The sequence below is a fragment of the Eubacteriaceae bacterium Marseille-Q4139 genome, from assembly GCA_018223415.1.
Taxonomy (GTDB): domain Bacteria; phylum Bacillota; class Clostridia; order Lachnospirales; family Lachnospiraceae; genus CABSIM01.
In genome coordinates this window covers 734,070-748,123 of record JAGTTQ010000001.1, presented here as the reverse complement: position 1 = coordinate 748,123, position 14,054 = coordinate 734,070, and the positions used below count along the sequence as shown (strand labels likewise).

Annotated in this window: 14 protein-coding genes; 10 read left to right on the top strand and 4 right to left on the bottom strand. The window is 52.7% G+C overall.

Annotated features, from left to right (window positions below):
• Positions 1–163 precede the first annotated feature (163 nt).
• From KE531_03660 to KE531_03645, 4 genes are all read right to left on the bottom strand, one after another.
• Positions 164–1,093: an IS3 family transposase gene (locus KE531_03660; protein ID MBR9952724.1), complete on the bottom strand. Its 930-nt coding sequence runs from the start codon at positions 1,091–1,093 to the stop codon at positions 164–166.
• Positions 1,063–1,734: a transposase gene (locus KE531_03655; GenBank protein MBR9952723.1), complete on the bottom strand. Its 672-nt coding sequence runs from the start codon at positions 1,732–1,734 to the stop codon at positions 1,063–1,065. Before KE531_03655 ends, KE531_03660 begins: the two co-directional genes overlap by 31 nt.
• Positions 1,735–1,842: 108 nt before the next feature.
• Positions 1,843–2,052, bottom strand: coding sequence for a type II toxin-antitoxin system HicB family antitoxin (locus KE531_03650; GenBank protein MBR9952722.1), 210 nt, complete (start codon positions 2,050–2,052; stop codon positions 1,843–1,845).
• Positions 2,053–2,054: 2 nt separating this feature from the next.
• Entirely contained in the window at positions 2,055–2,303 is a 249-nt protein-coding gene (locus KE531_03645) for a type II toxin-antitoxin system HicA family toxin (protein ID MBR9952721.1), read from the bottom strand.
• 512 nt (positions 2,304–2,815) lie between these two features.
• Between KE531_03645 and KE531_03640 the strand changes: the two genes are divergently transcribed.
• The 10 genes from KE531_03640 (at position 2,816) to KE531_03595 (ending at position 14,045) form a co-directional block, all read left to right on the top strand.
• Positions 2,816–3,406, top strand: a complete 591-nt coding sequence (locus KE531_03640) for a 50S ribosomal protein L25 (protein ID MBR9952720.1) — start codon at positions 2,816–2,818, stop codon at positions 3,404–3,406.
• A 256-nt stretch (positions 3,407–3,662) separates the two neighbouring features.
• The gene (locus tag KE531_03635; protein MBR9952719.1) at positions 3,663–6,173 is read left to right on the top strand and encodes a heavy metal translocating P-type ATPase; all 2,511 of its coding nucleotides are present in this window, start codon (positions 3,663–3,665) and stop codon (positions 6,171–6,173) included.
• 13 nt (positions 6,174–6,186) lie between these two features.
• A complete protein-coding gene (locus KE531_03630; protein MBR9952718.1) occupies positions 6,187–6,495 on the top strand; it encodes a metal-sensing transcriptional repressor in 309 nt (102 codons plus the stop codon).
• Positions 6,496–6,759: 264 nt separating this feature from the next.
• Positions 6,760–7,860 (top strand): extracellular solute-binding protein, encoded by a 1,101-nt coding sequence (locus KE531_03625; protein ID MBR9952717.1) that lies wholly within the window; start codon positions 6,760–6,762, stop codon positions 7,858–7,860.
• 16 nt (positions 7,861–7,876) lie between these two features.
• The gene (locus tag KE531_03620) at positions 7,877–8,725 is read left to right on the top strand and encodes an ABC transporter permease subunit (protein ID MBR9952716.1); all 849 of its coding nucleotides are present in this window, start codon (positions 7,877–7,879) and stop codon (positions 8,723–8,725) included.
• Positions 8,722–9,516, top strand: a complete 795-nt coding sequence (locus KE531_03615) for an ABC transporter permease subunit (protein MBR9952715.1) — start codon at positions 8,722–8,724, stop codon at positions 9,514–9,516. Before KE531_03620 ends, KE531_03615 begins: the two co-directional genes overlap by 4 nt.
• Positions 9,516–10,550, top strand: a complete 1,035-nt coding sequence (locus tag KE531_03610; GenBank protein MBR9952714.1) for an ABC transporter ATP-binding protein — start codon at positions 9,516–9,518, stop codon at positions 10,548–10,550. The genes KE531_03615 and KE531_03610 overlap by 1 nt, the downstream gene beginning before the upstream one ends.
• 55 nt (positions 10,551–10,605) lie before the next feature.
• Complete coding sequence (locus KE531_03605) at positions 10,606–11,592, top strand: PHP domain-containing protein (GenBank protein MBR9952713.1); 987 nt, start codon at positions 10,606–10,608, stop codon at positions 11,590–11,592.
• The gene (locus tag KE531_03600) at positions 11,589–12,416 is read left to right on the top strand and encodes a histidinol-phosphatase HisJ family protein (protein ID MBR9952712.1); all 828 of its coding nucleotides are present in this window, start codon (positions 11,589–11,591) and stop codon (positions 12,414–12,416) included. The genes KE531_03605 and KE531_03600 overlap by 4 nt, the downstream gene beginning before the upstream one ends.
• Before the next feature lie 186 nt (positions 12,417–12,602).
• A complete protein-coding gene (locus tag KE531_03595; GenBank protein ID MBR9952711.1) occupies positions 12,603–14,045 on the top strand; it encodes a sodium:proton antiporter in 1,443 nt (480 codons plus the stop codon).
• Positions 14,046–14,054 lie beyond the last annotated feature (9 nt).

The window sequence follows — 14,054 nt, the reverse complement described above, 5'->3', positions numbered from 1 at the left end:
CCTGCCACAGGGCCAGGGAGTTAAACGGCCTGTAAGCTGTTGTTTTTCGTTCCTCCGAAAATGCACAAAGCCCCGGACGGCGTTTTGAACTGCTTCCCGTCAAGTAGACAATCAAAAAAATATAATTTTTTTCTGCCAGTAGGTATCACCTGCTGGCAGATTTTTACGCTGCCTGTAAATATTTTTCGTGTTTCTCCATTGGTGTTACTATACCAAGCTTCCTCTGCAAACGTCTGTTGTTATAGTAATTGATATATTTCTCTATCATGACCACCAGTGATTCTCTGTCCATAAATCGTTTACCATAATAACGCTCCCGTTTTAGAATTCCCCAGAATCCTTCCATTGGTCCATTATCGATACACTTTGCTACTCTGGACATGCTCTGCATCATCCCTGCTGCTTCAAGTTTTGCATGAAAGGCTCTATTGGTGTATTGAAAGCCTCTGTCACTGTGAAACATCGGATGTGCATCAGGATTATCTTTGACTGCATCATCAAAGGTATCAAACACTAATGCATTACTATTACTGTCTCCAATACGGTAGGATACGATTCTTCGGTCATACAGGTCAAGAATTGCACTTAAATATACCTTGTGCTTTTCATTTCCGATATAGTAATGAAATTCCGTTACATCGGTCAACCACTTTTCATTCGGAGCTTCTGCCGTAAATTCACGATTCAGGATATTTTCGGCTATGTACTGTGGATTTGCAGCCTGTCTTGTACAGCTATCGTTTGCATATTTAATGGTGGATTTGATACCAAGTTTCCGGCAGATGCGCAAAACACGTTTATCATTTACATCAATGTCATGGTAACGCTCCAACTCATCACGGATTCTGCGATAACCCTTATCAGGTGATTCTATGTGGATTTTTTCTATCAGTTCCGCAATTTTTCGGTTTTCCTGTTCATTCTCTGACATTTCATGGTTCAGCCATTTGTAATAAGCCGCCCTTGAAACACCGCCAATCTTACAAAGCGCCTGTATCGGATAATCGTGTTCTTTCTGTTCTTCTTTGACAGCCTGATAGATATGCTCGTGGCGGATCAGGCTCAGCCCCGCCTCCTTTCGATTTCCTCTAATTTTTTTAAGAATGATAACTCCATTTCTGCACGTTGCCGTTTGGCTTTTTCCAGTTTCAACTCCGCTTGAAGCTTTTCCACCTCTGTAAGAGAATCTTCCGATTTTCTTTTGCCGCGGTTATCCTGTAATGCAGGAACTCCGCCTGTTTCGTATTTGATAGTGTAATTTCGTGCCTGCTGATAGGACACCTTAAAGTTTTCTGATGTTTCAGCATAGTTATGGCCATGGGAAATGCAGTAGGATGCAATTTCCACTCTTTCTTCAAACGTTGTTTTTCTTCCTTTGGTCATAAGACTACATCCTCCTGTTCTGGAAGCCTTCAGTTCCTTATGACCATTATACAGCGCAATCCATTGCCTGAGTGTACGAGTACTGGAAATTTTATATTTTTTACAAATATCACGTAGTGAACCAAGACCAGAAAGATACTCTTGTACGGCAATCTCTTTCTCGGCAGAAGTTCTTTTGGTCCATCCTTTGTTGTAAAAGGTTTCTGAACCCATAGACTGATAATTACGAATCCATTCTTCTAAAGTAGTAGGATGAATTCCTTCGCCTGTTGATACAGATGTAATACTATGTTTAGCTTCCAAAATAAGCTTTACCATTCGTAATTTATCTTCAGCAGAATATTTACGCATAAGAAATGCTCCCTCCTTGATAAACAGTTTTATTATTTCAACTGTCTACCTAGAAGGGAGCATATCATTTGCCGGCGGGGCTTTTGCGGTATGGAAAAGCTGCTGAGATTATGCGTAAAGAAGCCGGCCTTTTGGCTCAGGGATGGGCCGGCCAAGAGCCTTGGCGGTTTCAATCCATTCGGAGATGACCTGTTCCGCATTTTGCAGCGCCTCATATGGCGTACTGCCGTCTGCCATACAGCCGGAGAGCTCCGGGACATCGACCAGCCAGCGGCCGTCTTCTTCTGACCAGAAAATGATGCGTTCGTATTTATGCATATTTACACCTCCAGTTTGTATTTCAGTATTATATTTCTGACTTGCTTTACCTGGTAAGGTTTGGCGTTGCTGCCGTGGGGCTGAATGTTGATAATTTCATCTACTCCGTTTTTATAATAGATAAAATGATCCCCCTTTATGCGTACCTGAAACCCCAAGGACGAAAGGAGCTTTTGAAGCTCTGCAAATCGAATATTTCCATCTTTCGTACCGCACATGACTGCCATGTAAATTTTATCCAGTGTCGGCATTGGATGAATCACATCCTTTCTGTCAGGGCGCCGCGTTTTGTTAAACGCAATGTGTGAAGGATATTTGCAGGTATAATGTTCACGTTATGAACATTATACCACGTCTGCTGAATTTGCAAAAGTTTTTTATCAGCAAGAGAGAAGCTTCGGAAGCCGCGGCTGGGCCATGGTGTCCAGGGAACCGATGGCCTCGCCGCTGTCAGACATGGCCTGTTCCGTTTTTTCTATATGGGAAATCTTTTTTTGAGCCGGAGGCTTGCCGGGAGCGGATCGCAGGCATCTAAAAAAATAAAATTCCCTCTTGCATTTTAAAATATAGATGTTATAATACGGTTGTAACAAAAAGAAAGGTTACTTACCAAGACCTATCAGGAATAAAATCCCGCCTGCGGGTCTGCCGTCTGCGGCAGGCACTTCTGCCCGTCCCGCGCGGTTTTCCCAAAGGAGTTTGCGAAACAGGAACATAGGCCGATAAGCAATCCGTTATATCAGTTTGATGGAGGAAAAGATAAATGAATACTTTAAAAGCTGAAAAAAGAACAATGGATGTCAAGGCGAAAAAACTCAGACGAGAGGGATATGTTACGGGAATCGTATTCGGCAGGGAAATGAAGGAGTCTGTGCCGGTGAAGATGCAGAAGGCAGATGTGGAGCGCCTTGTGAAGACAAACAAAAAAGGAAGCCAGATCATGCTGGATGTGGACGGAGAGAAGAGGAACGTCCTGATTAAAGAGATTGACTACAATCCCCTTAAAAACCAGGTGGATGAGATCGACTTCCAGGCGCTCGTAAGCGGGGAGAAGGTACATTCCGTTGCGGAAATCCGCCTGCTAAACCATGATAAGGTGACGGCGGGCGTTTTGCAGCAGCTTATGGAAGAAATTCCCTACAAGGCTGTTCCGGCAGCGCTTGTGGAAAAGATTGAGCTGGATGTGGGAAATCTGCATGTGGGAGATTCCATTAAAGTCAGGGACCTGGCCATCGCCTCCGATAAAGACGTGGATCTGATGGCGGATCTGGACGCCGTTGTCGTGACGGTTTCTCCTGTGAAGAACGCGGAAGCTTCTGAAGCGGAGGACGCCGCAGAGGGAACGGCCGAATAAAGGCAGGAAAATCATAGAATAAAAAATTCAGACAGGCGCATCATCCTATTAGAGATAGAAGGAATGATGCGTCTTTTTTTCACTTCTCTCTTGACAACGGCCGATTTTATGATATGATATAGGCATACCTAGTAAGGGTATAAAAAGAGGCGCGAGGGGCAGTCCCATCCGGACTCCGCCGCAGGCCGGAAAGCGGCCGGGAGCAAGACGCGCGCCTGCGTGTAAAAGCATTGTCAGATACCAGGAGGGATCGAAAATGGAACAATATACAGTTACCGGAATGAGCTGCGCGGCATGCAGCGCCCGTGTGGAAAAGGCTGTTTCCAAGGTGCCCGGCGTCACGTCCTGTTCCGTCAGCCTTCTGACGAATTCCATGGGCGTCGAGGGGACGGCAGCGCCGTCAGATATTGTGGCGGCTGTTGTGAATGCCGGATACGGCGCGTCCTTAAAGGGCGATGAGGCCGTGGCGGCATCGTCGCTTTCCGCGGACGAGGAGGCGCTTGCCGATCATGAGACGCCGGTTTTAAAAAGACGGCTGATTGCATCGCTCGGCTTTCTTCTTATTCTTATGTACTTTTCCATGGGACATATGATGTGGGGCTGGCCGGTGCCGGGATTTTTTGCGGAAAACCATGTGGCCATGGGGATTCTCCAGCTTCTCCTTGCGGGAATCGTCATGGTCATCAACCAGAAATTTTTCATAAGCGGCTTTAAGGGCCTTCTCCACGGCGCGCCCAACATGGATACGCTGGTGGCCCTCGGCTCCGGCGCTTCTTTTGTCTGGAGTACCTACGCGCTCTTTGCCATGAGCAATGCCCAGCTTCACGGCGACATGGAAGGCGTCATGACCTACATGCACGAGTTCTACTTTGAGTCGGCAGCCATGATCCTGACGCTCATTACCGTCGGGAAGATGTTAGAGGCCAGGTCGAAGGGGCGGACGACGGACGCCTTAAAGGGCCTGATGAAGCTGGCGCCGAAGACGGCCGTGGTGGAACGTGACGGAAAGGAAACCGTGGTTCCCATCGCCCAGGTGAAGAAAGGCGATATTTTCGTGGTGCGGCCGGGGGAGAACATCCCGGTGGACGGCGTCGTCCTCACAGGAAGCAGCGCCGTCAACGAGGCGGCCCTCACCGGCGAGAGTATCCCGGTGGATAAAGAGGCCGGGGACATGGTTTCGGCGGCCACGGTTAACCAGTCGGGCTTTATCCGCTGTGAAGCGACCCGCGTCGGCGAGGATACGACCCTGTCCCAGATTATTAAAATGGTGAGCGATGCGGCGGCCACGAAGGCGCCCATTGCAAAGGTGGCCGACAAGGTATCCGGCGTGTTCGTGCCGGCGGTCATCGCCATCGCGCTCCTTACGATTGTTGGCTGGCTCCTTGCCGGCGAGACGGCTGGCTTTGCCCTGGCGAGGGGAATTTCCGTCCTCGTCATCAGCTGCCCCTGTGCCCTCGGCCTTGCGACGCCGGTGGCCATCATGGTGGGAAACGGCATGGGTGCGAAAAACGGCATCCTCTTTAAGACGGCCGTGTCCTTAGAGGAAACCGGGCGGACGGAGATTGTGGCCTTAGATAAAACAGGAACCATCACAAGCGGCGAGCCGAAGGTGACGGAGCTTCTCCCGGCTGCTGGGCTTTCGGAACGAGAGCTTCTCTCCCTGGCCTGCGCTCTTGAGAAAAAGAGCGAGCATCCCCTGGCGAAAGCGGTGCTCAAAAAGGCTGAGGAAGACGGCATTGAGGCCGGGGATGTGACAGATTTTGCGGCGCTTCCAGGAAACGGGCTTACGGCGAAGCTTTCCGGGGAAGAGCTGTTTGGCGGAAACCTTTCCTTCATCGGAAGCCGCGCAGACGTGCCGGAGGCCATGAAAAAGCAGGCGGAGGCCCTGGCGGAAGCCGGAAAGACTCCATTATTCTTTGCGAAAAACAAGACGCTTCTCGGCATCATCGCCGTGGCCGATACCATAAAAGAGGACAGCCCGCAGGCCGTAAAAGAGCTTCAGAACATGGGCATCCGCGTGGTGATGTTAACCGGTGACAACGAGAGGACGGCGAAGGCCATCGGCGCCCAGGCCGGTGTCGACGAGGTCATCGCAGGCGTTCTGCCGGACGGCAAGGAGAGCGTGATCCGTTCCTTAAAATCCAAGGGACGCGTCGCCATGGTGGGCGACGGCATCAACGACGCGCCGGCCCTGACCCGCGCAGACATCGGAATCGCCATCGGCGCAGGAACCGACATTGCCATCGACGCGGCCGACGTGGTTCTGATGAAGAGCCGCTTAAGCGACGTGCCGGCGGCCATCCGCTTAAGCCGGGCGACCCTCCGGAACATCCATGAAAACCTGTTCTGGGCCTTCTTTTATAACGTGATCGGAATCCCCCTCGCCATGGGCTTATGGATCCCGATCTTTGGATGGAAGCTCAACCCCATGTTTGGCGCGGCTGCCATGAGCCTTTCCAGCTTCTGCGTTGTTTCCAACGCGCTGCGGCTCAATTTCTTTGACATGCACCGTTCCGACAGGGACAAAAAAATAAAAGCAAAAAAGAAAAAGGAGACAAAATCTATGGAAAAGACAATGAAGATCGAAGGCATGATGTGCGAGCACTGTGAGGCGAGAGTGAAGAAGTGTCTGGAGGCTATCCCGGGCGTGGAGAGCGCAGCCGTAAGCCACAAGGAGGGAACGGCCGTCGTCACCATGAGCGAGGAAGTGCCCTTTGACACCCTGAAAAAGGCCGTGGAAGACCAGGATTACAAGGTCGTAGGCTAGAGGAGGAAAACGTTTGGAAGAGAGAGAGAAAGAGGAGTGCGCCTGCCGCCATAAATACCGGGATCCCGAGGAAGAAAAGGATCTGATCCGGCGCTTAAACCGGATCGAAGGCCAGGTGCGCGGCATCAAATCCATGGTTCAGGACGACCGCTACTGTACGGACATCCTGGTTCAGGTTTCGGCCGTTCAGGCGGCGTTAAACGGTTTCTGTAAGGTTCTTTTGTCCAGCCATATCCGCACCTGCGTGGTGGAGGACATCAAAAACGGCAAGGAAGAAGAGGCCGTTGCCGAGCTTTGCGAGACAATAAAGAAAATGATGTGATGATACCAGGGTAACAAAGACAGAAATCCGACGTAAGCTTGCTTACAGGAGGATTTCTGCCCTTGGTACCCGCCGTTTTTACAAAATTTTTACATTCCCCCAGGACGGCTATACACAGGCGGCTGCCATTTTACATGGTTTAGCCGTCTTTTTTACGGCCATTTATCGGAATCCTGATAGCTGCCAAGTGCTGCCTGCTGTTATACTGTTGGCGTACAGAAAAACGAAGAGAGAATGAATCAGGAGGAATGAGTATCCATGAAAATGAAGAAAAAACTGATCCGTACGGCGGCGTATGTATGTGCCGCGGCCACGCTCCTTACGGCATGCAGCAGTGCAGAGGCCAAGGAAACCGTCGATCTCACGTCCTTAACTCTGGATGAGATTGTGGAAGAAGCAAAGAAAGAGGGGGCCGTTGCCTCCGTCGGAATGCCGGATGACTGGGCGAACTGGGCAGGAAGCTGGCAGGCCATCACAGACACCTACGGAATTTCCCATACAGACAGCGATATGAGCTCCGCAGAAGAGCTTTCGACTTTTGAAAATGAAAAAGACGCCCCGACCAAGGACATCGGCGATGTGGGCCAGGCGTTCGGGCCCATGGCCGTGGAGATGGACGTGGTGCAGCCCTATAAGGCGACCACCTGGGACTCCATTCCCGACTGGGCAAAGGATCCCGACGGAAAATGGGTTATCAGCTACCTTGGAACCATGAGCAGCCTTCAGAACCTTGACAACATCGGTACGCCGATTACGTCCTGGGCAGATTTAAAAAACAGTGAGTGCCGCGTCACCATCGGCGACGTAGTCCGCGGCGCTTCCTCCCAGATGGCAGTGCTGTCCTGTGCATATGCCCTCGGCGGCGGCATCGACAACATCGACCCGGCCATCGAGTTCTTCAAGGAGCTGGCCGCGGCAGGCCGCCTGGATGCCGGCGATTACAGCCAGGAGAGAATGGCAAGAGGCGAGGTTGACCTTTACCTTCACTGGGATTATCAGACCCTGCGGTATAAAGAGCTGGTGAGCGAGATCAACCCGGATGCCAACCTGGACTGCCATATCATGCAGGACGGCGCCATCCAGTCCGGCTACTGCCTCTTAATCAACAAATATGCGCCGCATCCTCATGCGGCAGCTCTGGCTGTGGAATACCTGTTAAGCGATGAGGGCCAGATCGACAGAGCCAGAGGCTATGCCCGTCCGATCCGCAGCGATGTGGAGATTCCGGAAGAGCTTTCCGCCAAGATGATTGACGATGCCGAATACACGGACACCATCCCGCTTACGGACAACGACGCCGTATCGGAGGTCTGCACGGAAATCGCAACCAGATGGGAAGAAGAGATCATCCCGTTGATGGGCTAGGCCATCGGAGGAAAATATGAAAAATTTTAAGAAAGCCGGAGGCAGGATGTTCCTATTCCTGCCTCTGGGACTGATTGTAATCCTTTTTGAATGTGTGCCGTTATTTGGAATGATTACGAAAAGCTTCGGCGGAGACGGCGGATTTTCTCTCCGGTATTTCATGGAGATCTTTGAAAAGCCTGTGTACCGGACAGCCATCCAGAACAGCCTTTGGGTCACGTTTGCATCCACGTTTGTGGGGCTTCTCATCGACTTTTTCCTTGCCATGGCCTTAAGCCGCAGCAAGGGACGCGGGAAGGCATGGTATCTGTCCCTTTTAAACCTGACTTCCTCCTTCAGCGGGCTTCCCCTTGCGATTGCGTTCATCACGGTGCTCGGCACGTCCGGTGTCTTCGTGCTCATTGCGCGGGCCATCGGCTTTGCACCCCTTTCGGAATATAACCTGTATTCCATGGGAGGCATGTTCATCGTCTACGTGTATTTCCAGGTTCCCATGGGGACGCTGCTTCTTCTTCCCACTTTCGATAAGGTGCGGCGGGAGTGGAAGGAAGCTGCCAGGCTCATGAACGCCGGGAGCCGCCGGTTCTGGCTCCAGGTGGGAATCCCGGTCATGATGCCGGGAATTTTAGGAACCTTCAACATGCTGTTTTCCAACGCCGTCGCAGCCTATGCCACGCCGTATCTTCTGATTAACAACAGCATTTCCCTGCTGCCCATCAAAATCGTCGACATGTTCGTGGGCGACGTGCGGCAGAGGCCGGAGCTTGGAAGCGCCTTATCCATCGTGCTGCTTGCCATCGTACTGATTGAAATTGGCGCAACCAACCTTTTAAAAAGGCATTTTGAGAAAGGGATGAGATCATGAGAGAACATAAAGGCGCGATGTTTGCCATTAAAGCAGCGGCCGCGGTATTCTTAATTATGCCGCTCGCAGTCATGTTTGTTTACTCCCTGGCAGACAGGTGGATCTCCATCCTGCCCGAGGGCTTTACCATACAGTATTACATTTCGACGCTTACCAACCAGGCGTTCCTCATGGGCATCTTAAGGGGCATTGTGATTTCGGCGCTTCCCGTCCTCATCACAAACGTGAGCGTTTTGCTGGCGTTATACGTGGTGATTGTCTATCTGCCGAACATGGAGAAGGTGGTGCAGATCTTCTGCCTGATCCCTACTACCATAAACGGTATCATTGTGGCGACCTCGGTGCTTTCCATGTACGCCGGGTCGGGGACGGTCTTTGCAAACCGTGTGGTGATGCTGGCCTGCATTTACTGCGTCTTCGTCCTGCCGGTCACTTACCAGGGAATCCGCAACAGCCTCTATGCCGTCAACACAAAAGGAATCTTGGAGGCGGCCCAGATGCTCGGCTGCCGGAAGTTTTACAGCTATGTGACCGTCGTGATCCCGTCGATTTTCCCGGGGCTTGCGGCGTCGGCGCTCATGGGCTTTGCCGGGCTTTTCGGAGATTTCGCAATTATCAAGATCATCGCCTCGTCCCAGTATGAGACGGCGCAGGCGTTCCTTTACAGAAACCGGCAGGCGGATACCCAGGAGTTAAGCTCTGCCGTCATCATCCTGCTTTTGATCTCGCTGGCGATCAACTACGCCGTCCACAAGAGTCAGAATAAGCAGAAGGAGAGAAGGGAGAAATAATGGCTTACATAACCTTTCAAAATATCAATAAAAAATTCGGTTCCCTCCATGTATTAAAGGGAATCGACCTGGAAGTGGAAAAAGGAGAGCTTCTCACGCTCCTCGGGCCGTCCGGCTGCGGGAAAAGTACGCTGCTTCGCTGCCTTGCCGGTCTGGAGGAGGTTCAGGAAGGGAAGATTTTCCTGGAAGGAAAGGACATTACGGACATGGATGCAAGGCTCAGGCAGATCGGGATGGTGTTCCAGCAGTACAGCCTGTTCCCCAACATGACCGTAGAACAGAACCTGGCCTTCGGCCTTAAAATCAAAAAGCTTCCGAAGGAGGAAATCCGTCGGGAAATCACCGATGCCTTAAAGATGATCGGCATGGAAGACAAGATTCACGCCTATCCCGGCCAGCTTTCCGGCGGCCAGCAGCAGCGCGTGGCCCTGGCCCGCGCCATCGTGACGAAGCCGAAGGTGCTGCTTCTCGACGAGCCTTTAAGCGCCATCGACGCCAAGTTAAGAAAGAGCCTCCAGATTGAAATCCGCCGGATCCAGAAGGAGTTAAATATTACGACGATTTTCGTCACCCATGATCAGGATGAGGCCATGATTATGTCCGACCGCATCTGCCTGTTAAACGAAGGGCGCATCGAGCAGCTCGGAAAGCCCATCGAAATCTACACGGATCCGAAGACAAGGTTTGCAGCCGGCTTCATCGGAAACTACAATGTCTTAGGCCCGGCAGAGTTCCGTCTGCTCACAGGCCTCACGCCGGCCGCAGGCGATTCCATCGCCATCCGTCCGGAAACCATCGCCATTTCCAGGGAAAAACAGAACCCGGCAGGCTCCTACGAATGGGAGGGGACGGTGCTCGAGAGCCGTTCCAGAGGAAACGTGCTGCGGTACACGATTCTCGTAAACGGCATCCGGATTTATGCCGATACCCTGTTTCGGAGCTTCTCGATCTTCGAGGACGGCGCGAAGGTGTACCTGTCCGTGGAGAAGCGCAACTGCCTCCCGGTGGCCGATCAGGCATCGGGCGCAGCATAAGGAAATTATTTGGGGAAGCGCCGGGCGCGCCTCCCTTTTAAAAATGGAGGAAACCATGAGAAAGACAATGTTTTCGGAAAGCGGAAGCTGGTATAAAGGGAACCTGCATTCCCACACGACAAATTCCGACGGAAGACTTACGTCGGCAGAGGCAGCGGCGTTTTATAAAAATAACGGCTACCATTTCCTCTGCCTCAGCGAGCACGACTATTATACGGATCTCAGGGATCAGATCGACGGGGAAACCTTCATCCTGCTCCCGGGCGTGGAGGCATCGGTGAACCTTTTGGATGAGACGGGAAGCTATGTGAAAAAGACCCACCACATCCACGGGATCCTGGGAAATGAGGCCATGCGGAAGGCGGCAGGGGAAAAGCTCCTAAAGCACGGGGAGAGGCTCATTCCGCCGCGGTTTTACGGAGAATGGGACGGACTTAAGGCGGCCCAGGACATGATCGACACCTTAAATGCCCGTGGCTGCTTTACCACCTACAACCATCCGGCCTGGTCGCGGGTAGAGATGGATGAGGTGGCAGACTTAAAGCATGTGTGGGCCGTGGAGGTCTACAACTACGGCACCGTCGTGGAGTGCGGCGAGGGTTACGACAGCGTGTTCTGGGAAGCCATGTTAAGGAAAGGGACGAGAGTCGGCGGCTTTGCCTCCGATGACAACCACAACCCGCCGAAATTTTTTGACAGCTTCGGCGGCTTCGTGATGGTGCGCTCCGAGGAGCTGTCCCACGAGGCCATCGTAAACCACCTGATGGCCGGCGACTATTATTTCTCTGCCGGGCCGTCCATTTACCAGTGGGGCATCGAGGACGGAGAGGTGTTCGTGGAATGCTCCAAGGCAGAGCGGATCAACTTCATCGTGGGCGGCCCAGTGGGGCGGAGCGAGACGATTCTCCATCATGTGACGCCGCTTACTGGCGGGCGCCATGTGTTGAGAGGCGATGAAACGTATGTCCGGGTGGAGTGCGAGGACGCCATGGGCAGGAAGGCGTGGACGAACGCGTTCTTTTTAGAGGGGGAATCAAAATGAGTCTCAGGGCAGATTTCCACGCCCATACCGTCTACGGGGACGGGCGGAACACGCCGGCGGAGATGGTGAAGGCCGCATGGGATACGGGACTTACGGATTTCGGGATTTCCGAGCACGGCTTCCTTTCGGGCTATGCCTATTCCGAGGACGGCACCTTTGGGATGAACGACGGGAAATACCGTCTTTATATGGAAGAAATGGAAGAATTAAAGGAACGGTACCGGGGACGCTTGAATCTCCACATCGGCATCGAGCGGGACAGCATGGGGCCGCTCCAGCCGGCGGAGTATGTGATCGGCTCCGTCCACCAGATCATAAAGGACAAAGAAGCCGTGATGGTGGATGAATCCGAAGAAATCCTTAAGGACGCCGTAAACCGCCTCTGGGGCGGGGACTGGTACGGGATGACGGCAGATTACTACGCCAGGGAGGCGAAAGCAGCGGAGCTTACGGCCTGCGATATCATTGGCCATGTGGATCTGATTACCAAATTCAACCAGGACGGCCATCTCTTTGACGAGAACTGCGATGCCTATCTGGAACCGGCCATGGCGGCCGTGAGGGAGCTCTCCAAATCCGGCGCACTGTTTGAGATCAACACCGGTGCCATGTCCAGAGGATTCCGGCGGGAACCCTATCCGTCTCCGGCGCTTCTGAAAGAAATCCGGAGACTGGGCGGAAAGATTATCATAAACTCCGACAGCCACCGGACGGATACGTTAGCCTGGCAGTTCCAGGCGGCCGTGCGGCTGGCGAAAGAATGCGGCTTTGACGGCTCCTACATCCTGGCGCCGGAAGGCGGCTTCAATAAAATCATGTTTTAACCGGGAAAGGCCGGGCATGGCGGGAATCTTCGCTGTGCCCGGCCTGAATTGTCGTTAAAATGCCCATGTTTTCTCATTTTCTTCCGGCTTTTTTGTGCTGAGTGCCGTTGTTTTTGCCATGGGAAGCTGTTATAATGAATGCTCAGATTGAGAAAATATTTAGAGAAGGAAATTTGGAGGCTTATCATGAAAAAGTTCGTCGCTTTTTGCGGGAGCCTGGGGCTGTTTTTGCTGAATCATCCGATGACAGCCCTGGCGGCGGAAGAAGCAGCCGGGGAGACGGCGGCCGTGCCCCTGTGGCTCTGCGTGCCCTTTGCCGGGCTCCTTTTATGCATCGCAGTCCTGCCGCTTTTAAAGGCAGAGTGGTGGGAAGCTCACCAGCCCCACGCCGTTGTTTTCTGGTCGCTTTTATTTATGCTGCCCTTTGCGGCCCTTTTCGGGGCGGGAGAGGCGGCGGAAACGGTGCTGGAATGCCTGGTGAATGATTATCTGACGTTTATTATTTTGCTGTTCGGCCTGTTCTGTGTGTCCGGCAACATCACCATGTCCGGCGACCTGGCCGGCTCGCCCAGGATCAACGTGGGACTTCTGGCCCTCGGCACGCTGCTTTCCAGCTGGATCGGCACGACGGGCGCCAGCATGTTAATGATCCGCCCGATCATCAAAATGAACGCGTGGCGGAAAAAACGGCGCCATATTATCATCTTTTTTATTTTCATGGTGTCCAACATGGGCGGCTGCCTGACACCCATCGGCGACCCGCCTCTTCTCATGGGATTTATGCGGGGCGTGCCGTTTTTCTGGAGCCTGCACCTGCTACCGGTGCTGCTCTTTAACATGGTAATTCTTCTTTTCATTTTTTATAAGCTGGATATGCGTGCCTACCGGTCGGACGTGGCGGCAGGGCTCAAGCCGGATATCTCAAAGCCTGGTACGGAGGTAAAGCTGAAAGGCGCCCATAACCTGCTCTTCCTCGTGATGATCGTGGCGGCCGTGATTTTGAGCGGTACGCTTCCGGGCATGCCCATGTTCCAGGATGCCGAGGGGAATGTGCTGGGTATCCGGATTTTCGGCGAGGTGGTGCTCGGATGGCCGTCGGTGATTGAGATTGCGATTATCCTGGCCGCAGCCTGGCTTTCCTTTAAGACGACGAATGTTTCCATCCGCAGGGAGAACCACTTTACCTGGAGCGCCATCCGGGAGGTGGCCGTCCTGTTCGTGGGAATTTTCATCACCATGCAGCCGGCGCTGATGCTGCTTCAGGCGAATGGCTCCGAGCTTGGGATCACAGAGCCGTTCCAGATGTTCTGGGCCACGGGACTTCTGTCAAGCTTTCTGGACAACACGCCGACGTACCTGGTGTTTTTAACGACGGCCGGTTCCCTTGGATTCTCAAGCGGAATGGCCACGGCGCTTGGAACGGTGCCGGTGAAGATGCTCCTTGCGATTTCGGCGGGCGCCGTGTTCATGGGAGCCAATACATATATCGGAAACGCGCCGAACTTCATGGTAAAGTCCATCGCCGACGAGAACGGTATCCGGATGCCGTCGTTTTTCGGCTACCTACTGTGGTCGATAGCGGTTCTGATGCCTGTGTTTCTGATTGATATGTTCATATTCTTTTTATAGGAAGGGGGA

What these genes read in the sequence shown, in the direction of transcription:
- KE531_03655 (MBR9952723.1), bottom strand. Translation starts at nt 1,734, where the DNA reads ATGCGTAAATATTCTGCTGAAGATAAATTACGAATGGTAAAGCTTATT.
- KE531_03650 (MBR9952722.1), bottom strand. Translation starts at nt 2,052, where the DNA reads ATGCATAAATACGAACGCATCATTTTCTGGTCAGAAGAAGACGGCCGC.
- KE531_03645 (MBR9952721.1), bottom strand. Translation starts at nt 2,303, where the DNA reads ATGCCGACACTGGATAAAATTTACATGGCAGTCATGTGCGGTACGAAA.
- KE531_03640 (MBR9952720.1), top strand. Translation starts at nt 2,816, where the DNA reads ATGAATACTTTAAAAGCTGAAAAAAGAACAATGGATGTCAAGGCGAAA.
- KE531_03635 (MBR9952719.1), top strand. Translation starts at nt 3,663, where the DNA reads ATGGAACAATATACAGTTACCGGAATGAGCTGCGCGGCATGCAGCGCC.
- KE531_03625 (MBR9952717.1), top strand. Translation starts at nt 6,760, where the DNA reads ATGAAGAAAAAACTGATCCGTACGGCGGCGTATGTATGTGCCGCGGCC.
- KE531_03620 (MBR9952716.1), top strand. Translation starts at nt 7,877, where the DNA reads ATGAAAAATTTTAAGAAAGCCGGAGGCAGGATGTTCCTATTCCTGCCT.
- KE531_03615 (MBR9952715.1), top strand. Translation starts at nt 8,722, where the DNA reads ATGAGAGAACATAAAGGCGCGATGTTTGCCATTAAAGCAGCGGCCGCG.
- KE531_03610 (MBR9952714.1), top strand. Translation starts at nt 9,516, where the DNA reads ATGGCTTACATAACCTTTCAAAATATCAATAAAAAATTCGGTTCCCTC.
- KE531_03605 (MBR9952713.1), top strand. Translation starts at nt 10,606, where the DNA reads ATGAGAAAGACAATGTTTTCGGAAAGCGGAAGCTGGTATAAAGGGAAC.
- KE531_03600 (MBR9952712.1), top strand. Translation starts at nt 11,589, where the DNA reads ATGAGTCTCAGGGCAGATTTCCACGCCCATACCGTCTACGGGGACGGG.
- KE531_03595 (MBR9952711.1), top strand. Translation starts at nt 12,603, where the DNA reads ATGAAAAAGTTCGTCGCTTTTTGCGGGAGCCTGGGGCTGTTTTTGCTG.